General features: G+C 28.5%; 28 protein-coding genes and 2 tRNA genes. 16 read left to right on the forward strand and 14 right to left on the reverse strand.

Features of this window, described 5'->3' with window-relative positions; translation table 11 throughout:
* Window positions 1-3 precede the first annotated feature (3 nt).
* Complete coding sequence (gene rpmH, locus B5L73_RS01085) at window positions 4-144, reverse strand: 50S ribosomal protein L34 (protein WP_085146949.1); 141 nt, start codon at window positions 142-144, stop codon at window positions 4-6.
* Between the two features lie 92 nt (window positions 145-236).
* On the opposite strand from rpmH, the gene B5L73_RS01090 reads away from it, so the two are divergent.
* Complete coding sequence (locus tag B5L73_RS01090; RefSeq protein WP_085146950.1) at window positions 237-959, forward strand: TVP38/TMEM64 family protein; 723 nt, start codon at window positions 237-239, stop codon at window positions 957-959.
* Window position 960: 1 nt separating this feature from the next.
* On the opposite strand, the gene B5L73_RS01095 is transcribed toward B5L73_RS01090, so the two are convergent.
* Window positions 961-2,199, reverse strand: a complete 1,239-nt coding sequence (locus tag B5L73_RS01095) for a hypothetical protein (RefSeq protein ID WP_085146952.1) — start codon at window positions 2,197-2,199, stop codon at window positions 961-963.
* Window positions 2,200-2,210: 11 nt separating this feature from the next.
* A tRNA-Thr gene (locus tag B5L73_RS01100) sits at window positions 2,211-2,284 on the reverse strand.
* A gap of 101 nt (window positions 2,285-2,385) precedes the next feature.
* Here B5L73_RS01100 and B5L73_RS01105 point away from each other — a divergent pair.
* From B5L73_RS01105 to B5L73_RS01175, 15 genes are all read left to right on the forward strand, one after another.
* On the forward strand, window positions 2,386-2,586 hold the full coding sequence (locus B5L73_RS01105) for a hypothetical protein (protein ID WP_085146954.1): 201 nt from the start codon (window positions 2,386-2,388) through the stop codon (window positions 2,584-2,586).
* A 97-nt stretch (window positions 2,587-2,683) separates the two neighbouring features.
* Entirely contained in the window at window positions 2,684-3,244 is a 561-nt protein-coding gene (dcd, locus tag B5L73_RS01110) for a dCTP deaminase (protein ID WP_085146956.1), read from the forward strand.
* A gap of 3 nt (window positions 3,245-3,247) precedes the next feature.
* Window positions 3,248-4,510 (forward strand): UDP-N-acetylglucosamine 1-carboxyvinyltransferase, encoded by a 1,263-nt coding sequence (gene murA, locus B5L73_RS01115; protein WP_085146958.1) that lies wholly within the window; start codon window positions 3,248-3,250, stop codon window positions 4,508-4,510.
* Complete coding sequence (locus B5L73_RS01120) at window positions 4,507-4,899, forward strand: DUF2948 family protein (protein ID WP_085146959.1); 393 nt, start codon at window positions 4,507-4,509, stop codon at window positions 4,897-4,899. The genes murA and B5L73_RS01120 overlap by 4 nt, the downstream gene beginning before the upstream one ends.
* Window positions 4,900-4,901: 2 nt before the next feature.
* Window positions 4,902-6,185 (forward strand): histidinol dehydrogenase, encoded by a 1,284-nt coding sequence (hisD, locus tag B5L73_RS01125; RefSeq protein ID WP_085146961.1) that lies wholly within the window; start codon window positions 4,902-4,904, stop codon window positions 6,183-6,185.
* 2 nt (window positions 6,186-6,187) lie between these two features.
* Window positions 6,188-6,403: a translation initiation factor IF-1 gene (infA, locus tag B5L73_RS01130; protein WP_075535637.1), complete on the forward strand. Its 216-nt coding sequence runs from the start codon at window positions 6,188-6,190 to the stop codon at window positions 6,401-6,403.
* A gap of 6 nt (window positions 6,404-6,409) precedes the next feature.
* Window positions 6,410-6,484, forward strand: a tRNA-Phe gene (locus tag B5L73_RS01135).
* Between the two features lie 75 nt (window positions 6,485-6,559).
* Window positions 6,560-6,772 carry a cold-shock protein gene (locus B5L73_RS01140; protein WP_085146969.1) on the forward strand — a complete coding sequence of 71 codons (213 nt, stop codon included), beginning with the start codon at window positions 6,560-6,562 and terminating at the stop codon, window positions 6,770-6,772.
* A 345-nt stretch (window positions 6,773-7,117) separates the two neighbouring features.
* Entirely contained in the window at window positions 7,118-8,515 is a 1,398-nt protein-coding gene (gene hisS / locus B5L73_RS01145) for a histidine--tRNA ligase (protein ID WP_085146971.1), read from the forward strand.
* A complete protein-coding gene (locus tag B5L73_RS01150) occupies window positions 8,493-9,551 on the forward strand; it encodes an ATP phosphoribosyltransferase regulatory subunit (protein WP_085146973.1) in 1,059 nt (352 codons plus the stop codon). The genes hisS and B5L73_RS01150 overlap by 23 nt, the downstream gene beginning before the upstream one ends.
* A complete protein-coding gene (gene hisG, locus B5L73_RS01155; RefSeq protein WP_085146975.1) occupies window positions 9,545-10,234 on the forward strand; it encodes an ATP phosphoribosyltransferase in 690 nt (229 codons plus the stop codon). The genes B5L73_RS01150 and hisG overlap by 7 nt, the downstream gene beginning before the upstream one ends.
* A 63-nt stretch (window positions 10,235-10,297) precedes the next feature.
* A complete protein-coding gene (locus tag B5L73_RS01160; protein WP_085146977.1) occupies window positions 10,298-11,395 on the forward strand; it encodes a DNA recombination protein RmuC in 1,098 nt (365 codons plus the stop codon).
* Window positions 11,367-12,119 carry a hypothetical protein gene (locus B5L73_RS01165; protein WP_232309670.1) on the forward strand — a complete coding sequence of 251 codons (753 nt, stop codon included), beginning with the start codon at window positions 11,367-11,369 and terminating at the stop codon, window positions 12,117-12,119. The genes B5L73_RS01160 and B5L73_RS01165 overlap by 29 nt, the downstream gene beginning before the upstream one ends.
* Window positions 12,120-12,125: 6 nt before the next feature.
* Window positions 12,126-13,562, forward strand: a complete 1,437-nt coding sequence (locus B5L73_RS01170) for a hypothetical protein (protein ID WP_085146978.1) — start codon at window positions 12,126-12,128, stop codon at window positions 13,560-13,562.
* A gap of 34 nt (window positions 13,563-13,596) precedes the next feature.
* Window positions 13,597-13,914, forward strand: a complete 318-nt coding sequence (locus tag B5L73_RS01175; protein ID WP_085146979.1) for a thioredoxin family protein — start codon at window positions 13,597-13,599, stop codon at window positions 13,912-13,914.
* Here B5L73_RS01175 and B5L73_RS01180 read toward each other — a convergent pair.
* The 11 genes from B5L73_RS01180 to lptC form a co-directional block, all read right to left on the reverse strand.
* Window positions 13,911-15,176, reverse strand: a complete 1,266-nt coding sequence (locus B5L73_RS01180) for a bifunctional folylpolyglutamate synthase/dihydrofolate synthase (RefSeq protein WP_085146980.1) — start codon at window positions 15,174-15,176, stop codon at window positions 13,911-13,913. The genes B5L73_RS01175 and B5L73_RS01180 overlap by 4 nt on opposite strands.
* A complete protein-coding gene (locus B5L73_RS01185) occupies window positions 15,130-16,062 on the reverse strand; it encodes an acetyl-CoA carboxylase carboxyltransferase subunit beta (protein ID WP_085146981.1) in 933 nt (310 codons plus the stop codon). Before B5L73_RS01185 ends, B5L73_RS01180 begins: the two co-directional genes overlap by 47 nt.
* Entirely contained in the window at window positions 16,059-16,859 is an 801-nt protein-coding gene (gene trpA, locus B5L73_RS01190) for a tryptophan synthase subunit alpha (protein ID WP_085146982.1), read from the reverse strand. Before trpA ends, B5L73_RS01185 begins: the two co-directional genes overlap by 4 nt.
* A complete protein-coding gene (locus B5L73_RS01195; protein WP_085146983.1) occupies window positions 16,852-18,087 on the reverse strand; it encodes a tryptophan synthase subunit beta in 1,236 nt (411 codons plus the stop codon). The genes trpA and B5L73_RS01195 overlap by 8 nt, the downstream gene beginning before the upstream one ends.
* Window positions 18,084-18,701 carry a phosphoribosylanthranilate isomerase gene (locus tag B5L73_RS01200; RefSeq protein WP_085146985.1) on the reverse strand — a complete coding sequence of 206 codons (618 nt, stop codon included), beginning with the start codon at window positions 18,699-18,701 and terminating at the stop codon, window positions 18,084-18,086. Before B5L73_RS01200 ends, B5L73_RS01195 begins: the two co-directional genes overlap by 4 nt.
* The gene (gene pyrF / locus B5L73_RS01205) at window positions 18,698-19,372 is read right to left on the reverse strand and encodes an orotidine-5'-phosphate decarboxylase (RefSeq protein ID WP_232309671.1); all 675 of its coding nucleotides are present in this window, start codon (window positions 19,370-19,372) and stop codon (window positions 18,698-18,700) included. The genes B5L73_RS01200 and pyrF overlap by 4 nt, the downstream gene beginning before the upstream one ends.
* Complete coding sequence (locus tag B5L73_RS01210; protein ID WP_085146987.1) at window positions 19,359-19,652, reverse strand: HU family DNA-binding protein; 294 nt, start codon at window positions 19,650-19,652, stop codon at window positions 19,359-19,361. Before B5L73_RS01210 ends, pyrF begins: the two co-directional genes overlap by 14 nt.
* 2 nt (window positions 19,653-19,654) lie before the next feature.
* Window positions 19,655-21,376 (reverse strand): S1 RNA-binding domain-containing protein, encoded by a 1,722-nt coding sequence (locus B5L73_RS01215; RefSeq protein WP_085146988.1) that lies wholly within the window; start codon window positions 21,374-21,376, stop codon window positions 19,655-19,657.
* Between the two features lie 169 nt (window positions 21,377-21,545).
* Window positions 21,546-22,871 (reverse strand): 3-phosphoshikimate 1-carboxyvinyltransferase, encoded by a 1,326-nt coding sequence (gene aroA / locus B5L73_RS01220; protein WP_085146989.1) that lies wholly within the window; start codon window positions 22,869-22,871, stop codon window positions 21,546-21,548.
* A gap of 9 nt (window positions 22,872-22,880) precedes the next feature.
* Window positions 22,881-23,657 carry an ATP-binding cassette domain-containing protein gene (locus tag B5L73_RS01225; RefSeq protein ID WP_085146990.1) on the reverse strand — a complete coding sequence of 259 codons (777 nt, stop codon included), beginning with the start codon at window positions 23,655-23,657 and terminating at the stop codon, window positions 22,881-22,883.
* Window positions 23,658-23,659: 2 nt separating this feature from the next.
* A complete protein-coding gene (gene lptC, locus B5L73_RS01230) occupies window positions 23,660-24,262 on the reverse strand; it encodes an LPS export ABC transporter periplasmic protein LptC (protein WP_085146991.1) in 603 nt (200 codons plus the stop codon).
* Between the last annotated feature and the right edge of the window lies 1 nt (window position 24,263).

The following is a 24,263-nucleotide window of genomic DNA, read 5'->3' on the forward strand; positions in this document are numbered from 1 at the left end:
TGATTAACCAGATACAGTTAACGATTTTCTGCCCCTTGCCCTTCTTCTGGCCAGAAGTTTTTTTCCACCTTTAGTTTTCATTTTTGATCTAAAACCGTGTTTTCTAGCTCTTTTGATTTTAGAAGGTTGATAAGTTCTTTTCATAAAATGAATTAAATTTATTAAAAATTTCGATCTTTATAGTAATTAAATATATAAATAGCAAATATAAGATTTTATAAATACTGTATCTAATCATGGAAAAAACTAAAAAAATTAAATTATTTATAGGGTTATCTTACCTAGTATTATTGATAATATTTTTACTATTATTTTTTTCAAAATTTAGTCTTCAAGAAATAACATCCTATGATTTCATAAAAAATAACAGATCGTATTTGGTTGAACTTAAAAATTCAAATTTATTTCTTGTTTCCTTAGTTTTTTTGTCATTAACAATATTATGGGTATTTCCTTTTTTGGGATTTGGTTCTCCAGTTGCTTTGATGGGTGGTTTTATTTTGGGTAAATGGATTGGCACTCTTATTGTAGTTTTAGGTTTAAGTATAGGTGCTACTTTTTTATATATTTTTGGAAATTATTTTCTTAAAGATTTAATTAGAGATAAATTTTTAAACAAATATCAAAACCTTGAAACAAAATTTAAAAAATCAGAATTTATTTATCTTTTAGTCTATCGATTTATAGGAGGTATTCCTTGGCAGATTAGTTGTCTATTGCCAACAATATTTAATGTAAGAGCTGTAAATTTTTTCTTTGCAACTTTAATTGGTATTATTCCGCAAATATTTTTAGCTGTATCGATTGGAAGTGGCATAGAAAAAATAATTGATAAGAATTTGGAGGCACCAAGATTTTTAGAACTAATATTGTCTTCTGAGATTTACATACCTGTGATAGGATTTTTTATTTTGGTGATATTAAGTATTATTGGTAGGAAAATATTTTATAAAAATTGATTTACTCTATATATTTTTTATGCCATTTCATTATAGGACTTTCTTGAAATAATCTAAAGCTATCAAACCCTATAATTCTTTTACTTGCGTTATACGGTACCTTCCATAAAGGGTTTGTTCCAATATCTCCGGTTAGACTAGTTTTTGGATTCCATCCAAAACAAAATACTATAAAAAAAATTATATATATATATTTTTTGTTTAAAACTTTTACAAAAAAATTTTCCAATATTTTATCATTAACAGATACAAGTTTCTTTTTATAAAGATTCAAAAATGAAATAACAGAAAAAGTATAGAATATATTTACTATCCTGCCCCAATCAGACATCATCATGAATAAAATAAATATCGGTGGTACAACTGAGAACAAAAAAAATTTATCATTTAATCTTTTAAATTGTGAAAATTTAATTAGTATAAATAGTGGTCCAAAACCAATTAGAATAATTAAAAAGTATCTTAAAAATATTTTGAAATTAAAAAGACTCAAGTTTGCTTGGAATTGATCATATATAGTAGATTTGCTCAATAATAGTGCACAAGACATATAACAATTTTCATTAAAATTTTCTTTTAAAAAAAAAGCCATATTTTTATGATCAATTTCAGAAATTGGATTGAGAGCAATGTAAATACCTATTAAAATTGCTGGCATAAAAGTGAATAGATATTTAATTAATGATTTATAATTTTTCTCAAAAACACCCTCTATGTAATCTACTATTAGCCAAAAAATAAAAAAAAAGATTACCGGTTCCCATATCAGCATTAACAAAGGCAGCAAAAAAATTCTAAAATAATTTCTTTGATTGAAATTTTGAAGTGTTAAATAGAGTAAATAAAAAGAAAAGATAATAATTTCTTTTCTTCCTAAGACTTCAATTTCCGCCACTGGATATAAAAGAAATATAGGAGTAAATATACTTAATAAGATGATTTTGTTAAATTTAACCGATTTAAAAAAATTTACTAATAATAGATAATATAACCCAATAGAAAAAATTTGAAAAAAAAGAATTGATTGCCGTAAATTTATATTAAAAAATTCACCAATATTTATAGCAATTTGGCCAATCAAGCCTCTTTTAGTGAATCCACCTTCATAATTTATTAACCACTCAGAAACTGTAGAGTCGTTTCCAACATTATATTTTCCATGTAAGTAAAAAACACTAAAAATAAATAATATAGAAATATATAATTTGAAATATTTAATCGAATTAATTGTATTGTTCATTTTTATGTTAATGGTGCCCTGACTAAGAATCGAACTTAGGATTTATCCTTACCATGGATACGTTATACCACTTAACTATCAGGGCAGACTATTTAAAATCAATTTATAATTGATTATATTGTAATTATTTCAAATTATTGCCTTAATTTTTTGGCCAATTTGATTTATATAACATGAAGGAATTTTATGGGTATTCATTACGATTATAAGTCTACAAAAAGTGCTAAACTTATGGAAAAGCAAGCTAAAAGAGAGAAAAAGCTTGCTGAGAGAAAAGCAAAACGTTTAGCTAAAGAGGGTATTAAAAAAGAGAGCGATAAAGATAAGGTCCTAGATGCATCAAAACCAATTACTCTAGATTTTTTAACTAATCCAAATAAAAAATGAAGACAAAAGGTAAAAATGAGCGATTGAGTTCGGCCCTTAAAAAAAATTTAAAAAAAAGAAAACTTTTTCAAAAAAAAAATAAAAAGAAAAATAGATAATGTCTATCCAGCCCGATTCTTGGATTAAAAAAATGTGTAAAGAAAACAATATGATCGAACCATTTTTAGATCATCAAGTTTCTGAGGGGAAAATATCTTATGGCCTTAGCAGTATGGGTTATGACGTGAGGATCTCAGATGAGTACAGAATATTTACTAATGTAAACAGTTCTTTAGTGGATCCTAAAAATTTTTCAGAGGATAATTTTATTGAGAGGAAAGGACCTCATTGTATAATTCCACCAAATTCTTTTGTTTTAGCTAAAACAGTTGAGTATTTTAGAATACCAAAAGATGTTTTATGTATTTGTGTTGGAAAAAGTACTTATGCTCGTACAGGTATTATTTGTAATGTAACACCAATAGAGAATGAATTTGAAGGAAATATAGTTATAGAACTAAGCAATACTACGCCAAATCCCGCAAAAATATATTCTAACGAGGGTATAGCTCAATTCTTATTTTTTAAATCGGATACCCAACCGGAGACGACATATAAGTCTAAGAATGGCAAATATCAGGGGCAAACTACAATTCAGGTAGCAAAAATAAAAAAATAATTTATGGATAAGTTTTCTATTGAAGGCCCAAGTAGGATAAGGGGAGAAGTTGAAATTTCAGGATCCAAAAATTCCTCACTTCCAATTTTAGCGGCAACTTTACTTTTCAATAAACCAGTTGTGATAAAAAATTTACCAAGAGTAAAGGATATTAATACGATGATAAATTTGTTAAGATCTTTAGGCTCAAAAATTATTTTATCTAAAGATAGAAGAATTGCTAAAATACATAATAAAACAAAACTAAAAACGTTTGCAAGTTATTCACTTGTTAAAACAATGAGAGGTTCAATTTTGGTATTAGGTCCTCTAATTTCAAAATATTATAAATCAAAAATTTCCTTACCTGGTGGATGTTTAATTGGAGCAAGACCAATAAATTATCATTTAGACTCTTTGAAAAAACTTGGGATGAGCTATGTTTTAAAAGATGGATATATTATAGCCAAATCCAAAGGCAAATTAAAAGGAACAACTATTAAGTTTCCTAAATTGACTGTAGGAGCTACAGAGAATTCTATTATAGCTGCTTGTTTAGCAAAAGGGACTACTATCTTAAAAAATTGCGCTATTGAACCTGAAATAAAAGATTTAACTAATTTTTTAAATTCTGCAGGAGCAAAGATTTCCTGGATTGGGAGAACGTGTAAGATTGTTGGAATAAACACTTTAAATCCAACAGAGTACTCGGTAATGGCTGACAGAATAGAGGCTGGTACTTTTTGTGTTGCTGCAACACTGGCAAAAGGGAACCTTAAAATATCAAATTTTGATCCAAAAATTATAAACACAGAAATGGGATTATTAAAAAAATTTGGTGCGAAAATAAAAGTACATAAAGAAAAAATTTTTATTAAAGGTCCCGAAAAAATTAGATTTATTAAAAAAATAAAAACTAAAGAATATCCAGGTGTAGCAACTGATCTACAATCGCAAATTATGGTTTTGATGTGTAAAGCAAATGGAAAAGGTTCTATAACTGAAAATATATTTGAAAATAGATTTATGCATGTAGCAGAACTTCGCAGACTTGGTGCAAAAATTGATGTAAAGAATAATCAAGCACATATATATGGAAACACAAAATTTATAGGTGCTGAATTAATGTCTAGTGATTTAAGAGCATCGGTTTCATTGGTTTTGGCAGCGATGGTTTCTAAAGGCAAATCAATAATTAATAGGATTTATCATTTAGACCGTGGTTATGAAAATATTGAGCATAAATTAAAAAAAATTGGAGTTAAAATAAAAAGAATAAAACAGTGAGCAAATACTTAGCTAAAATTATTGCTAATGATCATGAGGGATTGCAAGTGATTTCAGCATGTGTATCAGGTTCAAAAACAAAAGTTGATAATATTAAGTATTTAGCATCAAGCAAAGTTTTTTTAGTATCGATCGAAAGAATTAAAATTGAGTCCGATCAAAAGAATAAGAAAATAAACAGCATTTGCAGATTTGATTTTGTTGATAAGGTTAAATCCAAAAATATTGATCAAACAAATAAAGAAGAAATATTAAATTTAATTGGTATCGATTATTTGAAAAATAAAGATGATTATGAAATAAATTTAATTTTTGATAATAATAGTCACATTGTTTTGACTACAGAAACAATTGAAGTAAGGTTAGAGGATCAAAATGAGATTAGATAAATATGAAAATATTAAATACTAAATTAAGAAATTTTAATAAAAAGTTAGATGATTTATTATTAAAAAGGAAAACCAAAGTTCAAACGAGCTCTGTGTCTGTTATAAAAATTATTGAAGAAGTTAAAAAAAATGGAGACAAAGCATTGTTAAAGTATGAAAAAAAATTTAATCAAAACAGAATAATTAAACCGAGTCTGAGACAAATTAGACGATCTATAAAATCTTTAGATCCTAAAGTAAAAAATGCCATCGATCTAGCTTATTCAAGAATTTATAAGTTTCATTCACTACAAAAATTTAAAGATATTTCTTACACAGATAAATTTAAAAATAAATTAGAATATAAGTATTTACCAATTGAGTCAGTCGCAATTTATGTACCAGGTTCATCCGCGTCTTATCCTTCAAGTGTTTTAATGAATGCTGTCCCTGCGATAGTTGCAGGAGTAAAAAGAATAATTATGATTAATCCAGGATATAAGGGAAAACAAAATGCCGCTGTATTATATGCAGCTAAAAAATGTAAAATTAAAGAAATATATTCTATTGGTGGCCCATCAGCAATTGCAGCAGTTGCTTATGGAACAAAAAAAATTAATAGGGTGAATAAAATTGTGGGTCCTGGCAATATGTATGTAGCAGCAGCTAAAAAGGAAGTTTTTGGAGACGTTGGAGTTGAAGGAATGATAGCTGGACCATCAGAAGTAACAGTTGTTGGCGATAGATTTTCTAATCCAGACTGGATAGCAAGTGATCTTATTGGTCAAGCAGAACACGATGAACTCGCTCAATGTATATTAATTTCAAAAAGTAGAGATTTGATAATTCAAACTAAAGCCGAAATTTCAAAACAATTAAAAAAAATTCCAAGAACGGCTATTGCAAGAAAAAGTTTATTAAATAATGGAATTTTAATTCAAGTAAGTTCAGACAATCAAATAATTGATATTGTAAATAAAATTGCTCCTGAGCACTTAGAATTGAATGTAAAAAATTACAAATCTTTAATTTCAAGAATTAAAAATGCTGGTTCTATTTGTTTAGGAAAATATGCTGTGATGGCAATGACTGACTATAATGCTGGTTCAAACCATATATTACCAACCAATGGTTCAGCTAAATTTTCAAGCGGCATAAGTGTTAACGAATTTTACAAAAGAATTTCATATATAAATTTATCAAAAAAGGGTATTGAAAAGCTTGGACCATCAGTTATAACTCTTGCAAATTATGAAGGGTTAGCTGGACACGCTCAATCTGTGAAAAAAAGAATTAGGAGAAAATAAATTTGTCAAAACAAGATTTACTTGAATTCAAAGGTAAAGTAACTGACTTGTTACCTAATGCAATGTTTAGAGTTCAATTAGAGAATGGCCATGTAGTAACAGCACATACCGCAGGCAAATTGAGAAAAAATAGAATTCGAGTATTACAAGGTGATAATGTGACTGTGGAAATGACACCTTATGACCTTACTAAAGGCAGAATTATCTTTAGAGGATAACTTTTTGCCTCGGTAGCTCAGGAGTAGAGCAGAGCCCTGAAAAGGCTTGTGTCGGAGGTGCGAATCCTTCCCGAGGCACCATCAAAACATCTTGAAATTAATATACAAAGAAATTAACTTCTATCTATAATAAATAACAAAAGGAAGAGTAAAAAGATGAGTACAATTCAAGGAAAAGTAAAGTGGTTTAATGGTAAAAAAGGGTATGGATTTATTGAGAGAGACGACAAAGAAAAAGATGCCTTTGTTCATGCCAGCGCAGTAAAAGCTGCTGGAATGAGATTTCTAAATGAAGGAGATAAGTTAGAATTTACATTAGAGGACGGTCCAAAAGGCCCTTCAGCAGTAAATTTAAAAAAATTAGATTAATTTAAATATTTTATAAGGACGTTTTCTTAGAAATTAGGAAAACGTCCTTTTCTTTTTAGGGTTGAATAATTTTAATTTTTGTCTAAAACGCTGCTCATGAATATTAGTGAAATAAATTACAGATTAAATTCAGGTACTTTTAGACTTGCTCTAAGAGGAACTAATAGAGGTGTGCACTCTCATTTCCATGCTGGCTAAAGCTAGCGAATAATCATTTATATTATAATTTTAAATAACAACAAAATAAGATAAAACAAAAAAGGATATGCCTTGATGGTGAAATAGTATCACGTCGGTTTGTGGATCCGAAGTCGTAGGAGCGTAACCTACTCAAGGTACCAAAAAATGAATAAAGAAAATAAATTAATTCCTGGATTACCCTCAGGTTTTGAAGATAGATGGAATAAAAAATTACTTCTCAAAAAAAGACTATTAAGGGTCATTGAGAAAAATTTTATTAAATATGGATTTGATCCATTAGAAACACCATCATTCGAAATAAGTTCAAATATAGGCTCCTTTCTTGCAGAGGATGAGAATAATCCTATGTCTGATGTGTTTACATTCGATGACGGTGAAAAGAATATTACTTTAAGATATGATTTATCAAGTCCACTTGCTAGATTTGTTGCACAGAATAATCAAGAGCTTCCCTCAATATATAAAAGATATGCAATTCAAAATGTATTCAGAAATGAAAAATCTGGAAATGCCAGGTATAGGGAATTTACTCAAGCAGATTGTGATATAGTTGGAAACGTTAATCCAGCACAAGCCAATGCCGAGTTATGTAATTTGATCTCAAATACTTTGGTAGATTGTGGTTTAAAAAAAGATCAATTTACCATCAATGTTAGTAATAGAAAAATTGTTCAAGGTTTGATTGAGGATTTGAAAATTGAAAATGAAAAACAAATTAAAGTAATGAGAGCCATAGATAAACTTGATAAACCTGGGTTTGGTTTAAAGGGTGTTGAAGAATTACTAAAAAAAGAGAGAAAAGATAAAAGTGGAGCTATAACAAAAGGAGCAAACTTAAGTGATGAGCAAGCTTCAAAAATCTTAAATTTTTTAAAAATTAAAGATTTAGAGGAACTTAAAGAAAATTTTAAAAATCCTATTACCCAAGAGGGTATTAAAGAATTAGAAGAATTATTTAAAGTTTTAAACTTTGGAAATTGCTCTGATCAAGTAAAAACTAATTTTACAATAGTTAGAGGTCTAGATTATTACGATGGGTTTTGTGTTGAAACAAATCTAAATTTTAAAGCAAAAAATATTAAGGGTAAGGAAGTGGATATTGGAAGTATTTGCTCAGGTGGACAGTATAATAAATTAATTTCAAGATTTAAGGGTGTAGATATTCCAGGGACAGGTGTGAGTATTGGTGTTGATAGATTGTTATTTGCAATGATGCAATTAAATCAAATAGAAGTTGATACACAAAATCCAGTTATTGTTTGTGTAATGGATGAAAAATATTTAAAAAATTATTACGAAATTTTGGATAATTTAAGAAAAAATAATATCAATTCTGAAATATTTTTGGATAGTAAAAAAAATCTAGGTAAGCAACTTACTTATGCTAACAAAAGAGAATGTCCAGTCGCAGTTATCTGTGGTGAAAATGAGTTTAAGAATAATAAAATAACATTAAAATATCTACTGGGGACTAAAGGGGAAAATAACCAAATCACATTTCCAAAAGAGAATTTAATAAATGAAATTAAAAAATTTATCTGAAAAAATCCTTAGATCAGTTCAGTCTAAAGGATTTAAATATATTGAATTACCTTCAGTTATCGAGACTAGTCATATAGTTCAAAGGTCTGGGGAGAGTTTTAGAAAATTTATTTTTTCATTTACAGATCAGACAGGTAATGAATTATGTTTAAGACCTGATCTTACCATTGCGTCTTGTCTTAGATATTTAGAAAACAATCTAAAAGGTAAAGAAAAAATATTTTATAGTGGACAGGCTTATAGAAAATCTCAAAATAAAAAAAACTCTATAATTCGAAATCAAGTTGGTTTTGAGATTATAGGATCAAAAGATGAAAAAAATGACGATAAAGAAATAATAAATACATCACTTAAATCGCTTAAAAATTTGAAATTTTCTACAGGTACGCTCACTATTGGCAATGTGGAGATTTTTAATCTTCTAATGTCTAAATTAGATATACCAAAAAGATGGAAATTAAGACTTACGAGACATTTTTGGCGAGAGGAATATTTCAGTGATTTATTAAAAAGATTAGAGACAAATTCTGATGTAGACCCAACTATTGTTGAGGTTGATAGAAGAAGATATTTAAAAATGTTAAAGGATGATCAATCATCAGTTGTTGCAAGCAGAACATTAAAAGAAATTCTAGAGAGATTTGATAAAAAAATTAAGGATCCAAGGAGAGCAAGTAAAGGAAGCAATACATCAAAAATCATTAAAGAGTTTTTGAAAATTAAATGCCCAATAAATAAAGCTGCAAAGGAGTTAAATAAATTTTTTAAAAAATATAAAATAAACCTTTTTGTCGATCAGAAATATTTTCCTATATCAAAAAATAAAATATCTAAATTGAATGTAGTTTTCTCAACCGCCTTTGGTAGACAATTAGAATATTATACTGGTATAGTTTTTAAAATAGACATCAAATCAAAGTCGAAAATTATTAATTGTTGTAATGGTGGTCGTTATGACAGATTAATTTCTGATCTTGGTTCAAAAAAACATGTGCCAGCAGTTGGAGCAGCTCTTAACTTAAACTCTCAATTATGAAAAATTTAATAAATATAGGAATACCTAGTAAGGGGCGGTTGAGAAAAGATGTTTTAAAAACTTTTTCTAAAAAGAAATTAAAGCTTATTTCTGAGCGAGGGGAAAGAGATTTGATAGGTTCAATAAAAAATAAATCAAACATAAAAATTTTATATTTGCACGCTAGAGAAATTATTGAAAGATTAGGAGATGGCTCTTTAGATATTGGCTTCTCTGGCTTTGATTTATTAAAAGAAAGTGAGATAAATACTCAAAACAAAATAAATGTTATTAAAAAACTTGATTTTGGAAATGCTAATTTAGTTGTAGCTATACCGGATCCTTGGATTGATGTTCAAACAATAGCTGACCTTGAGGAAATCGCATTTGAATTTAGAGATAAAAAGAAAAAAAGATTAAGAGTTGCAACCAAGTATCCAAATTTGACTAGGGATTTTTTATTTTCTAAAGGTGTTACCCAATTTAAATTGGTTGATAGTTTAGGAGCAACCGAAGCATACCCTTTCACTGGTTCAGCTGAATTAATTACAGACATAACATCTACAGGTGAGACTCTTAGAGCAAATAACCTACGTATATTGAAAGATGGAGAAATCTTAAAATCTCAAGCTTGTATTTTTACTTCAAAAAAAAATAGTAAAAAAAAAGGTTTAAAAAACTTTGTTAAATTACTTTCTAAGTAATTTATTTATAATCAATTTTGAATTATATTTGATATTTAAATAATCACGTATATCTTAGAACACATGGATACGATTCTACTAATTATTTTAATTATACTGCTTGTTGCAACTTTAGGTATTTTATACTTAAATTTAAAATCAAAGCCTAAAAATGAAAACGATAATAAAGAAGCTGAAGAATTAGCAAATTTAAATGCTGAAATAGTGAGGTTAAAAGACAGCCTTAATTCTACAATCAATACATCCCTAAGTTCGATGTCTAATTCATTTAACTCTTTATCAACTGGGGTTACAAAAGATATGACTGAGGCCTTAACCAAAGTAGATGAGAAGGTTGGAAACTTTAATGAACAAGTAAAATTATTAAATCAAAGCCAAGAGGGGATTACTAAAATTTTAGCAGGGGTTAAAAAGTATGGAACTCTAGCTGAATATTCTTTGGATGCTTTAATTAAAGATTTATTACCTGCGTCTCAATATATGACCAATGTCAAAATGAAAGAAGATACAAGTGAAAACGTAGAATTTGCAATCAAGCTTCAAGGAGATGTTTTGGTTCCAGTAGACTCTCATTTTCCAATAGAAAAATTTAAGACAATTACAGATGCGCACGAGGCAGATGATAAGAAGGCAGTTGCTGATGCTAGAACAAAATTAGCAAGCGCATTTAAGGCTAAAGCAAAAAGTGTTATGGAAAAATATATTGTTCCACCAAAAACTTCAAATTTTGCAATAGTGTACGCTCCTACAGAAAGTCTTTATAAAGAATTAACTGAGTATCAAGACCCAAGCACTAAAGAGCTATTAACTCAAGAGTTAATGAAAAAATATAAAATAGTAATTTGTGGCCCGAATACTCTTTCAGCTTATTTACAGTCTTTACACATGGGCTTCCAGTCTCTTAAAATTTCAAAACACGCAACAGAGATTTATGATCATTTAAAAACTATAAGTACGAGATTTTCTAGTCATTTTGATAATATTTATAAATTAAGAAAAAAACTTGAAGAGGCTATGACAGTTGTTGATAGTTTTGGAAAAGATGCAAGGTCAATTACTAGAACTTTAGAAAATATAAAAGATCCCGAGCAAGTTGAAAAAGCTGTTCTAACAGAGAACGTTGAGAGTTTCGTTGAAAGAAATAAACAAATCAAAAAATAATTTCTTTTTTCAGAAAATACCGACTATAAGAAATCACATGCGTTGGAACAAAAAATACGACTATCCTAAAAGTTCAAGAGCAACAGAAGATGGAATAAGAAGATACGTATTAGGAGAAGCAAAGTTACCGAGTGTAACTTCAATACTTGATGCAACTAAATCCGAGGAAGATAAAGCAGCTTTAGCAAACTGGAGAGAGAGAACCGGTCACAAAGAAGCTGAAGCTATAACAAAGGCAGCAAGTAGCAGAGGCTCTCAAATGCACAGCTATTTAGAGTCTTTTCTTTTAGGTAGAGAAAATTTGAGTTTCTTTGAAGACAATGAACAATATAAAAAAATGGCAAAAGAAATTATTGATAAGGGCTTAACAAATAGATTAGAGGAAATATATGGGGTGGAGTGCACTATGCATTATCCTGAGAGATATGCAGGCACAGCAGACTGTGTGGGCGTTTATGAAGGAAAAGAAACAATAATTGATTTCAAGCAGTCCAACAAACCAAAAAAAGCTGAGTATATAGATTCTTGGTTTTTACAAACTGCGGCTTACTCTTTAGCGCATAATGTTGTTTACAATTCAAACATTAATGCATGTGTTATTCTAGTTTGCACAGTTGATAATTTGTTTCAAGAGTTTAAGATTCAAGGGCCCGAACTAATAACGTATCAAAATTTGTTTCTAGGTAGATTAAAAAAGTTTAATGAAATGAATAATTTAGTTTAATTTAAAATGGATAAAATTGTAATTTACGATACCGAAACTACGAATTCAACAATATGGGGATCCATTATTGAAGTTGGGGCTGTTGTAGTTGATAAAAATTTAAAAGAAATTGGGAAGTTAAATATAAGGGGGCGAATGCCAGAAGGTGAGGTGCCAAGTGCAAAGGCTTTACTTGTAAATTCAACCAGTATTGATTTATTAACTAAAGGTAACTATTCACATTATGATTTCTTAGGTGCTGTTGAAAATTTTTTCTCTAAATGTGCCCCAGCAATGTTTATGGGGTGGTCAAATTTAAATTTTGATCGAAGGATGTTTCATTTCAATTTTTTTAAGGGTAATCGTTATCCTTACGCTACTCACTCATCACCTAACAGTGAACATGATGGTTTACATATAGCTAGGGCAGCACAAACATTAAATTCTGAAACTTTAAAAACAGAATTAACTGAAGCAGGAAACCCAAGTCTAGCATTAGAATCTTTATCAAGAATGCAAGGTTTCGACACCTCAGCAAGTCACACTGCCTATGTAGATGCTCAAAATTCATTAAAGGTCCTTCGAATTATTAAAGATAAACATAAAGAAAATTGGGAAACATTTTTAAAAACATCAACTAAAACAAGCGTAGAAACGTTTTTAAAAAATGAAGGCATATATTCTATTTTTGAAAATGTGAAAGGTAGAAATATGATGTATCTTACTAGCACACTACATCCTAATCACTGTTTTCATCCATCTTATGCATCGTGGGGATATGTTTGGGATTTAAGAAGAGATCCAGAACCACTATTAAAATTACCGGTTAATCAATTGAGAGATATTTTAAAAAAATATAGTCCTAAGGCTTTAAGAGTTTTAAAAACAAATAAAGCTCCAGTAATTTTAGACAAAGAGTTTGCCTTAAAACAAAAACCTTATTTAGATTTAGATTTAGAAACAATTAAAAAACGTGCACAAATGGTGAGAAATAGTGAAAATTTTTGTAAAAATATACAAATTATAAATAGAGAGGCTGCAGAGGAAAAAGAGCAAACTAAAACACAAGAAGATCTATTACCTGAAGAAACTTTGTATGAAAAATTTATTCCTAATAAAGATACTGCTCTTTTTAAAACCTGGCACAGCTCATCTTGGGAAGATAAGTTGAGATTGCTAGATAAATTTCAAGATAAAAGATGTAGTTGGTTTGGTCAAAAAATTATTTATCAAGAGGCACCGCAAATTTTACCACCTGATTTATATAAAAATATTAAAAGTGAAATTGCTAGACGTATACTAAGCAAAAATAAGGAGAAGTGGCAAACGGTAAATATGGCATATAATGAGATTGACTATTTGAGAGATCAAGCAGATAAAAGAGATGATAAAATTGAATTAAATAAATTAGATGAAATTAACGATTTTATTATGTCTATTGAAAAGAAATATGAAATTGCCTAGTTGACTTTAAGATACAAGTTTATAGAAAGGATTTATGCTAATAGATTTTAAAGATGAAGATTTTGAAAACAAAATTAAAAGTGAAGACGTTTCGGTAATCCAGTTTAGTGCAGCTTGGTGTGGGCCTTGTAAGTCTTTAAAACCAATTATGGACAAGCTTGCTATTGAATATAAAGACAAGGCTGGTTTTTATTACGCTGATATAGAAGATGGTGGTATTAATACTGGAAGTGCTGCAGGAATAAGAGGTGTTCCAACAGTGATAATCTATAAAAAAGGTGTTGAGGTTGATAGAAAAGTTGGTGGCGTACCAGAAAGTCATATGAAAGAGTTTTTAGAAAAAAATATCTAATTTAAGTTTAATATTTCGCCAGCTAAATACAAAGATCCTGTAATTATTATCATATCATTTTCTTTAAGTGTTAAGGACTTAATTGCTTTCTCAACATTGTCCTCGTATCTAGCATTAAAAACATTTTGAAATTTTTCTTTTAATTTTTTACCACTGATAGCGTTTTGCTGATTAGGGATATCAACAGTGGTTAGAGACGATATATCTTTAAAGTGGCTAATATATTCTTCATGATTTTTATTAGACATCATTCCTATAATAAAATGCTTATTACAATCTAAGGTTTGGAGATATTCATTTAAAACTCTAGCACCATCCTCATTATGACTTCCATCTAATAGCAATTTGTTATTTTTGATTAAATCTTTGATTTTTCCAGACTTTATTTCTTGTAATCTGCCAATATTTTCTATTTTGGTAATTCCTTTTTTTATATCATCATCTTTAATTTCTAAATTTAGTTGTCTAATCGTTGCTATTGCTGTTGAAATATTTTCTAACTGAAACTGTCCAAGAATATTTGGTAATGGGAGTTTTAAGCCACCAAATTTATCTTCATAATAAAAAAAACCATTCTCTCCATTAGAATAACTATAATCTTCATTAAAAAACAATTTGTTAGATAAGTTTTTAGAAATTGATTTTTTGATACTTTCAGTTGTTTCAACTGAGTTTTGTTTAGATACAATTATATTAGAATTTAAAAGAGAGGATGTTTTTTCAAATACAATTTTTTCTATAGTTTGTTGACCCTTTGGTAACCAATCGAGGTGATCTTTACTAATAGAGCATACAATACTTGCTAAATTATTTTTTAGTATATTGGTGGCGTCAAACCTATGAAACAAACCTGCCTCTATTAAATTAATATTATTGGGATATTGAGCAGCTTTATAGAAATAACAAGCAGATAAAGCCTCAAAAAAAGTTAAAGGATTTTGATCATTTATTTTTTCAACTTCTTCAAAAAGATCAATTAATTCATCATCACTAAGCATATTGTTATTAAAAACAAATCTCTCATTAATTTTTTGAATGTGAGGACTCGTATAAACATTGCATTTTACTTTTGCTTCTTTGAGAATCGAAAAAATTGCATTAATGGTAGATTGCTTACCATTTGTCCCTACTACTGATATTGCTTTTATTTTTTCTTGAGGATTACCTAATTTTTCACAAAGAATCTTTATACGATCTAAACTTAAATCTATTTCTTTAGGATGCAGCTTTTGTAAGTGACTGACTATCTTCTGAAGTTTCATTTTCTTCAGTGCTTATAACAGGTTTCTTATTTAATAGAATTGAAATTAAAATTCCAATTTTTTCTTGAAGATCTTTTCTATCGAGAATTAAGTCCACAAATCCAGTTTTCTGAACATAAGAGCTCTTTTGAAAATTTTCCGGCAAACTTTCTTTTACAGTTCCTTCTATAACTCGAGCCCCAGCAAAAGCAATTAAAGCGTGATCTGACTCTGCAATGTGTAAATCTCCCAACATCGCATAAGAGGCGGTAATTCCACCAGCAGTCGGATCAGTTAAACAAACCAGATAAGGAAGATTATTTTTTTTTAGTTCGTTAATAGCCATTGTTGTTCTTGTCATTTGAGATAATGAAATCAAACTTTCCATCATTCTCATTCCTCCTCCAGAACTAAAACAAATAAAAGGAGTTTTGTTTTCGATGGCATGCTGAATACCATATAGAAATGCCTCACCCTCTGCAGCTGCCATTGAGGCACCCAAAAATTCAAAATCAGATGCAACAGCAGTAACTTTAATATTATTAATAGAACCAGAAACAACCATCATGCCACAATCCAGTCCTGTTTTTTTTCTGGCACTTTTTAATCTATCTTTATAAGATTTAGAGTCTGTCCAATCTAGTGGATCATCTTTTGGAATTGGTGTTTTAAAAATTTCATAATTATTTTTTCCAAAAAAAATGTCAAATCGTTGTTTTGGATTTATTCTGTGGTGTTTATTGCAATCAGGACACACCCAAAGATTTTCCTCTAAATCTTTTTTTAAAATTGGTCCTTTACAGCAGCTAGTCCAATCGCTATTTGCAATTTCTTCTTTAGTTGCTCTTTTATGAATAGCTGTTTTTATTTTTTCACCAGCTTTAATTATTTTTGTTATCCAATTCATTTAATTTTTTTTTTTAATCTATTTACGACATTATAAACATTTGTGACCGGATTTTGTCTTTTTTTTATAGAATTAGTTATTTCTCTACAAATAGCACTTCCAACAACTAAACCATCGGCTTTTTTGAGTGATTTTATAGTTTTTTCAGTGATACCAAAACCAATCACAACATTTTTTTTCGAGTTGACTTTTTTTATTTTATCATAGTTAGACAATATTTCTTTAGAGGAAACTTTAAGCTTTCCTCCAGTAGTAGAAAGCATCGATATGAAATAAATCATTTCATGCGAGTCTTTAATTATTTTTTTTAACCTATTTTTAGTTGTAGTTGGTGATAGTAGTTGAATAAAAAATATTGATCTGTTTTTGCATTTACTTGCAAATTTCTTATTTTCAGGCCAAGGCAAATCTACAACTATTAATCCATTAACTCCTGAAATTTTACATTTTCTTAAAAATTCGTTTTCACCATATTGAAAGATCATATTATAGTACCCCATCAATATAACTGGTTTATTTTTATCAAATTTTTTAAAATCTTTCACAATTTTAAAAATATCATTAATTTTAACTCCATTTTTGATTGCTCTATATGAGCTTGTTTGAATTTGACTTCCATCAGCAACTGGAGTGTTGTGAGGCACGCCAATCTCCAATATATCAACTTTTTTAGAGATTGATTTTAATATTTCCAAGGATTGTTTTTTTGTACTATCTCCAGCTACAGTATAAGTCAACAAAGCAGGTCTATTTTCACTTTTAGCTTTTTTAAATGCATGACTGATTGGATTAGACATATTTTTTTCCTAATCTCTTCTCTATAATTCCTCGATCTTTGTAAGCATCTCCACAACTATTGACTACAACAATTGTATCTTTACTAAATCTTTTTGACTCAGCTATTGCAACTGAGAAAGCATGACTTGGTTCCAATGAAGGTCTTAATTTTTCAAATTTTGTTACCAGTTTGTAAGCGTTTAATGCTTCTTCATCACTTGCTGCAGTGTATCTTGCTCTTTTTGTGTCTTTAAGAAAACAATGAAGTGGGGAGATACCCGGGTAATCTAGTCCAGCAGAAATTGACTCTGTTTCTTCTATTTGACCATCAGTATTTTGATTTACATATTGAGCTGCACCATGAAGAATTCCTATTTTAGATCCATATGTTAGTGGTGCTGCATGTTTTTTACTTTTTGTTGGTCCACCAGCTTCTACACCAATAAATTCACACTGTTTTTTGTCGTAATCCATAAACTCATTCCAAAAACCAAAACTAGAACTTCCTCCTCCAACACAATTATAAAGTTTGAGTTTCTTTGGAACTGATCCAAACTCATCAACTAATTGAGTTTTTAATTCTCTTGATATTTGACTTGTGCTCCATCCACAGATACGAACGAAAACAGCTGGGCCAACAGTGCTGCCAACACACATTGCAACTTTATCACAATTTGCAACCCAGTAACGCATGCACTCAGATACAGCATCTACGAGAGTTTGACTTCCAGAATATACAGGAATAACTTCCGCTCCATTTTTTTTCATTGCTCTTACATTGGGTTGTTGTCTTCGAATATCTTTCGCACCCATGAAAATCTTGCATTTTAAACCAAATTTTTTGGCTGCCATACTTAACATTTTACCTGCATACCCAGCACCAGTGTCTCCACAAATAACTTTTTTTCCAGAACGCTTTGCAAGTAAACAATGGACAGTTGCATTATAAATTTTATGTGCACCCCCATTTGCATCAGATACAACTTTAGACCAAATTTGAGCCCCCCCCACATGTTTTGTTAAATTTTCTAATTTGATAAAACGAGTAGGACTGCCAACCCAATTTTTAAAATACTTATCTCTTTCATTTATAAACTTTTTATCTTTCTTGAGTTTATTAAAAAGAATTTCTAAATCTTCGATCGGTTTTTTTAATGTTTCGGGGACAAAGTTCCCCCCAAATTTACCTCCCCAAAATCCCTGTTTATCACCTTGATCTATTACTGGAATTCGTTTTTTAAGTTTCATGTATTTGCAAATAATTTTAACAATCTATCAATTTTATTTATATCTTTTTTTCCCTCATTATTTTCAATCGATCCAGATAAATCAATTATGAAGTCTTTATTTTTAAAATTAGGAATATCATCTATTTGAATATTTCCTGCAATCATTTTATTTATCGTACTAGGTACCTGTTCTAATAGCTTATGATCAAAGCTCTCAGACTTATGGTAACCCTTCGAGTCAAAAAGAATTATATCTGAGATTTTTAAATAATCTTTATATCTTTCCACGTCCTCCTTATTTGAAATTGTAAGGGCTGAAATTATCTTAATTTTGTACTTTTCCTTAATTTCAAAAGTTCTCAAAGGGTCAACATCATAAAGCTGGTAATAATCAAAATTAAGATCTTTAATTTTTTCTAATAATTGGTTTGTTGGACTCACAAGCACTGAAACAAAATTAGTTTGTTTTCTGTTAACATTAACCAAATTTTTTAGATTTTCATATGTAACATACCTTTTGCTGTTTTCATAATTTGTGATGAAACCGATAAATTTTGGCGGATATGGATGATTTAAAATATAATTCAAAGTTTCGGGATCTGAGATCCCACAAATTTTTAAACCTTTGATCATTGACTTAAATGATCAATTAATGTTTGGATATTTTTTCTTATGTTGCCTTTTGTTATTGGCCTTCCTATCACAAGCCAATCACTACCATTCTCATAAGCTTGTCTTGGAGTAACAACTCTTTTTTGATCATTTGTTTTAGTATTAAATCTTATTCCTGGGGTAATTATTTCTTTTTTGAAGAATTTTTTAACAATTTTAACTTCTCGTGCACTACACACAATAGCATCTAAGTTAGCTTTTTTTGCTAATTTAGCTTGATGTGCTACTAGTTGATTGATATTTTTACTGTAACCAATCTCTTTTAAAGATTTATTATTTAAAGAAGTAAGTGTTGTGACACCTATTAATTTTATTTTTCCAGATACTTTTTTACTAGCTTTTAAAGCCTCTAAGCCAGAACTTATATGTATAGTCAGGTAATTAACATTCAAATCTTTTATTGCTTTAATAGTCGATACACAAGTATTTGGAATATCATGAATTTTAATATCAGCAAATATTATCTTTTTTTTAATTTTAGATAAGAAAACTCTTCCATATTTTGAGTTTAAAAATTCTAAACCAAATTTATATCCAATATTTAATTTTCTACTTTGTGTTTCTTTTATAATTTTTTTAATTTTTAAAATATTAGTACTATCACAAGCAACAAATATTTTATTTTTTTTCATCATTTAAAATTTTAAACAAATCTTTTGACATTTTGAAGTGAATTGTTTTTTTTTCAGGCGTATGAATTTTTTTATTTGTTTTGGGGTTTCTTGATATTCTAGCTTTTTGAATTTTAGTTGAAAAAACTCCAAATCCTCTCAATTCAACTCTTTCTGTACGTTTAAGTGAATTTTTTATTTCTTTTAGAATGATATTTAAGAATTTCTCTAAATCTTTTTTTAAAAAATTAGGATAGTTTTTTGATAATTGTTTTAAAAGCTTTGATTTTACAATCGCCAATTTTATTTTTTATTTTTTTTGTTTAGATCCTCAGATAGAGTTGAAAATGGAAGGTTCTTTCCAGACCCTTCTGATCCATATTTTTCCAAAGCCTCTTTTTTTTGTAATTCCTCTAATAACTTTATACTTAAAGTTACTTTTCTTTTATTAAAATCTATTTCAGAAACTGCACAGTCGATTCTTTCTCCACCGGTAAATCTAGAGGTCCTAGCATCCGCAGGGTTTATTGCAATCTGATTTTTTTTAATTATAAAATCCATCTCACACTCCTCTGGTCTTACAATTAGTCCTTTATTATCTGTGGAAACAATTTTAACAGTTATTATATCATTTACCTTAATGTCTTTAAACCAGTCAAATGGGTCTGGTTGAGTTTGTTTTAAACCAACTCTTATTTTTTGATCACTAGTCTTTATCTCTAAAACTTTTACTTTAATTTTATCACCTTTATTAAATTTTTTTAATTCCTCCTCACCATTTTCTAGATAAGTCAAATCATTACAGTGTAAAAAAGCATCAATATCTGAATTTTCTACATTAACAAATAAAGAGTATTCGTTTTTATTCACAACTTCTCCATCTACTTCAGTTCCAACAGGATACTTTTTCTCAAAAGCTTCAAAAGGGTTTTCCTTGGTCAGCTTGTGAGAAATTGCAACACGTCTTTTTGTTTTATCAATTTCAGTTATTACACAGTCAATTTCATCACCAACATTAAACATTTTTTTCACAGAAATGTTTTTTTTGATCCAACTAATTTCACTAGAGTGTAATAGCGTTGTTAATCCCGGCTCTAATTCACAAAACGCTCCAAAGTCCATAATCTTAACTACTTTTGCCTTATAGATTTTATTTAACTCATAGTTTTCAATATGTTCGAATGGGTCGGGTGATAACTGTTTGATGGAACAACCAACCTGTAATTTCTCTTTATCAACACTAATAACTTTCAAATTATGTTTTTCACCAATATTAAATATTTCATCAGGATGACTAACTCGACTATATGAAATTTCTTGAAGATGGACTAGAACATCTAGTTCATTGTTTACATTAAAAAAACATCCAAAAGAACTATAACCTTTTACTTCTGCATCTTTTATAATGTCACCTACTTTATACTTTTCAATAATTTTTGCTTTATCTTCTTTTTTAAATGTTGATATTATTTCTCTTCTTGAAACACATGCATTTCCTCTAATTTTATCTAATTTTATTAATGCAAATTTTTGTGGTTCGTTCATAAGATGATCTATATTCTTAAGAGGTTTATCACTAATTTGCGACCCTGGTAAAAACATGAGGGAACCTGTGTCCAAATGTTCTACAATACATCCACCTTTACACTTTGATGTAATTTTACCCATGATGGGCTCTTTTTTCTCATATGCCTCAACAAGTTTGTCCCAACCTTTGATTTTTTGAGCTTTACTTGCTGATACTACAACATCACCATTCTTATCTTCTATTTTTTCTAAAAGTACTGAAATTGTTTGACCTATTGCAATATTTTTTGCAAGGCCCATGCTCTTAAGTTCATTAATATCAAGAACTGGTTCGCTCTTTAACCCTTCTATAAATAAAAAAACAAATTTCTCAGTTATTTTATTTATTTTACCTTCGATGATTTTTCCTTCCTCAATAGTATTTTTTGTAAATTGATTGTTAAGTAATTTTTCAAATTCTTTAGAAGCTGGGTTTGAAAGGTCTTTGTATATTTCCATTTATAAATTTGTTTATTGTATCCTTAATGTTAATTTTTTAAAAAACTCCGAATATTTAGATAAAATAATGGTTTTAATCAAGAATGAAATTTAGCAAAATCATTGAAAAATATTATATTTTACAAAAATATTTTTAATTTTTCTGATTATTTCAACTTTAAAGAAAAAATTAGTCTATTTTTGCACCTAAATGATGAATTTTTTCTAAAAATGAGGGGAACGACGTATTTATAGAATCTTTATCAAATATTTGCCATTCTCCCCCAAATGAAAGTGCAGCAATAACGCTTGTCATAAAAACTCTATGATCTTTTAGAAAATTTTTAATGATAATTTTTTTATTAATCTTTAAGTTTGGATTACCAAAAATCTTAATACTATTTCTGTTAACCACATTTTTAATACCAATTTTGTTAAGGATTATGGAGCCCCATTTGAGTCTAGGACTTTCCTTTTGGTTTAACTCAGATAAATCTTTAAAATAGGAAACTCCTTTTGCTTTAGCAGCAACCAAAAAGATCAATAAAAATTCATCAATTGCTGAACTATTTAATTTTATAGGACAATTGATTGATTTAATTTTGTTTGTGCTTTTGATACTCAAGTCAGCAATTTTTTCACCTTTATAGTTTTTTATATTAGATCTTAAAATTTTGATACCCATAAGTTTGAGAATAGAGAGCAGTCCTATTCTAGATGGATTTATATTTACGTTCTTTATTTTAAGTCTAGAATTTTTTGCTAGCACAGTTAATACAATAAAAAAAGCTGCCGAGCTAATGTCTGAAGGTATATTATAGTTTAATGCAGGTATATTATGCTTGCCAGTAATTTTTATAATATCAAAGTTATCTCTTTTTCTAATTTTTATTGGTAACTTTAAGTGTTTAAATAACAATTCACTATGATCCCTTGATTTTTTAGCTTTGATTATAGTCTCACCAAAAGTATTTAAAGCAGCAAACATCACAGCGCTTTTACATTGAGCAGATCCTTTATTTTCAAAGTATTTTATTGGTTTTGAGTGGTCTGTTCCTTGGATTTTAATTGGAAGCTTACCGTCGTTACTATTAAATTTTGCTCCAAATTTTTCCAATGGGTTTATAACTCTAAGAAAATCTCTTTTTGACAAACTTCTATCTCCTTTTAGTCTTATTTTTTTTTTTGAGTGAGCTAATAAACCCAATATAAGTCTAGCTAGGGTACCTGAATTTCCAGCATCTAAAATTAAATTATCTTTATATTTGAATCCATTTAGACCTAAACCTTTTATTTCACAAAAATTTTTTGAAATCTTTATTTTTACTCCAAGTTTTTTTAAACAATTTAAAGTGCTTATAACATCTTCTGATAGCAACAAATTTGATGCTCTACTTTTTTTAGAAGATTGTGAAGATAATAAAGCCCACCTTATTGATAAACTTTTATCGCCATCTATTAATAATTTTTTGCTAAATCCATTAATTTTATTCTTTATTTTTACAAAATTAGACATTGAAATAAATTAACTTATTTTAAAAGATTCACCGAAGTAGGCGTTTTGTGCATCGATATTTTTAATGAGATTATTAGGAGTATCCTTTGCAATCACTCTCCCATTAGATAATACAATTGCTAGATCCACGCAAGTTAACAGATCTCTCGCTTGATGGTCACATAAAATTATTGAAATATTATTTTGAGTTTGTAAATCAACAATTATTTGCTGGAGGTTCTTAATTGTCATAATATCTAAAGCTGCGAAAGGTTCGTCTAGTAATAAAATTTTAGGATTGCTTAATAATGCTAAAGAAATTACTAATCGTTTTTTTTGTCCCCCAGATAGAAATTCAGCCTTTATATTTTGTAATGGCTCAAGTTCAAACTTTGAAATTAAAAGGTTTATTTTTTCATCTCTTAATTTTTTATCTTCTATTACTATTTCGCTTATTGCTTTTAAATTTTCTCTTAAAGTAAGATCATGAAAATAACCTCCATGTTGAGGCACATATCCAATTTTGTAGTTTTTTGTTCGATAAAATATAGGATCTTGTGTTACATTTTTTTTTTCTATAAATACAGATCCATAATTTGGCTTTAACAACCCTATAATTAGGTTGAAAATTGTAGATTTACCAACTCCATTAGGTCCTAATAATCCAAGAATTTCACCCTGGTTTAAACTTAGACTTAAATCTTCTAAAATCTTACGCTTACCAAAATATAAAGAAATTTTATCTAATCTTAACAACTCCTTTTCTTGCTTAAAGTTTTTAATACGAAATTTTTTAATAATCGCCATAATCAGTATTTGCTTGTAATATTTACTTTATCTTTTTTGTTTATCATAGATATTTTTAATTTTTTATCTAATAAGTCAATCTCGACTTTATCTGCTTTAATTTTTGTATTTTCATTGACATAGTAAACATTTTGTAAAATTTCTATTAAATTAGATTCAAAGTTTAGATTTAAAATTTCAGAATTTATAGTTTGATTTCCATATTTAACATTAACTTTTTCCTTAAAAACAGTATTATTATTTATTTTATTATAATTGGCTGTTTTAGAGTAAATATAAATAACTTCTTGATTTTCCCTGGTTACCTCAGCATTTACCTCAAAAAGCTGAACTTCATTTAATTTATCTTCTTTTAAAGTAGCTGATTGAGCATTAACTGTATATTTGTTGCCCAATAAATCTTCAGAAATGTATTTTAAATTTTCAATAATATTTTTATCATTATTTTTTTGATTTACCTCAGAATTTTTTGTTTCTATTGTTTTTTCGGATATATTATTTTCAACTTTTGTTACGTCTTGAGTAAAATATTTAAAATAAAATAAAAAACTAACTAAAAAAAGTAAAATTAATAAACTGTACTGGAAAATTTTTTTAATATCCATT

It is taken from the genome of Candidatus Pelagibacter sp. RS39, assembly GCF_002101315.1.
GTDB lineage: Bacteria > Pseudomonadota > Alphaproteobacteria > Pelagibacterales > Pelagibacteraceae > Pelagibacter.

Excerpts from the sequence above, each read along its gene's own strand:
- lptC (WP_085146991.1), bottom strand. The coding sequence starts at position 24,262 with ATGGATATTAAAAAAATTTTCCAGTACAGTTTATTAATTTTACTTTTT.
- B5L73_RS01195 (WP_085146983.1), bottom strand. The coding sequence starts at position 18,087 with ATGAAACTTAAAAAACGAATTCCAGTAATAGATCAAGGTGATAAACAG.
- dcd (WP_085146956.1), top strand. The coding sequence starts at position 2,684 with ATGTCTATCCAGCCCGATTCTTGGATTAAAAAAATGTGTAAAGAAAAC.
- B5L73_RS01160 (WP_085146977.1), top strand. The coding sequence starts at position 10,298 with ATGGATACGATTCTACTAATTATTTTAATTATACTGCTTGTTGCAACT.
- hisD (WP_085146961.1), top strand. The coding sequence starts at position 4,902 with ATGAAAATATTAAATACTAAATTAAGAAATTTTAATAAAAAGTTAGAT.
- B5L73_RS01150 (WP_085146973.1), top strand. The coding sequence starts at position 8,493 with ATGAAATTAAAAAATTTATCTGAAAAAATCCTTAGATCAGTTCAGTCT.
- B5L73_RS01180 (WP_085146980.1), bottom strand. The coding sequence starts at position 15,176 with ATGAAACTTCAGAAGATAGTCAGTCACTTACAAAAGCTGCATCCTAAA.
- B5L73_RS01105 (WP_085146954.1), top strand. The coding sequence starts at position 2,386 with ATGGGTATTCATTACGATTATAAGTCTACAAAAAGTGCTAAACTTATG.
- rpmH (WP_085146949.1), bottom strand. The coding sequence starts at position 144 with ATGAAAAGAACTTATCAACCTTCTAAAATCAAAAGAGCTAGAAAACAC.
- B5L73_RS01090 (WP_085146950.1), top strand. The coding sequence starts at position 237 with ATGGAAAAAACTAAAAAAATTAAATTATTTATAGGGTTATCTTACCTA.
- B5L73_RS01095 (WP_085146952.1), bottom strand. The coding sequence starts at position 2,199 with ATGAACAATACAATTAATTCGATTAAATATTTCAAATTATATATTTCT.
- aroA (WP_085146989.1), bottom strand. The coding sequence starts at position 22,871 with ATGTCTAATTTTGTAAAAATAAAGAATAAAATTAATGGATTTAGCAAA.
- B5L73_RS01170 (WP_085146978.1), top strand. The coding sequence starts at position 12,126 with ATGGATAAAATTGTAATTTACGATACCGAAACTACGAATTCAACAATA.
- trpA (WP_085146982.1), bottom strand. The coding sequence starts at position 16,859 with ATGTCTAATCCAATCAGTCATGCATTTAAAAAAGCTAAAAGTGAAAAT.
- hisS (WP_085146971.1), top strand. The coding sequence starts at position 7,118 with ATGAATAAAGAAAATAAATTAATTCCTGGATTACCCTCAGGTTTTGAA.
- B5L73_RS01185 (WP_085146981.1), bottom strand. The coding sequence starts at position 16,062 with ATGAATTGGATAACAAAAATAATTAAAGCTGGTGAAAAAATAAAAACA.
- B5L73_RS01175 (WP_085146979.1), top strand. The coding sequence starts at position 13,597 with ATGCTAATAGATTTTAAAGATGAAGATTTTGAAAACAAAATTAAAAGT.
- B5L73_RS01140 (WP_085146969.1), top strand. The coding sequence starts at position 6,560 with ATGAGTACAATTCAAGGAAAAGTAAAGTGGTTTAATGGTAAAAAAGGG.
- murA (WP_085146958.1), top strand. The coding sequence starts at position 3,248 with ATGGATAAGTTTTCTATTGAAGGCCCAAGTAGGATAAGGGGAGAAGTT.
- B5L73_RS01200 (WP_085146985.1), bottom strand. The coding sequence starts at position 18,701 with ATGATCAAAGGTTTAAAAATTTGTGGGATCTCAGATCCCGAAACTTTG.
- B5L73_RS01215 (WP_085146988.1), bottom strand. The coding sequence starts at position 21,376 with ATGGAAATATACAAAGACCTTTCAAACCCAGCTTCTAAAGAATTTGAA.
- B5L73_RS01225 (WP_085146990.1), bottom strand. The coding sequence starts at position 23,657 with ATGGCGATTATTAAAAAATTTCGTATTAAAAACTTTAAGCAAGAAAAG.
- pyrF (WP_232309671.1), bottom strand. The coding sequence starts at position 19,372 with ATGAAAAAAAATAAAATATTTGTTGCTTGTGATAGTACTAATATTTTA.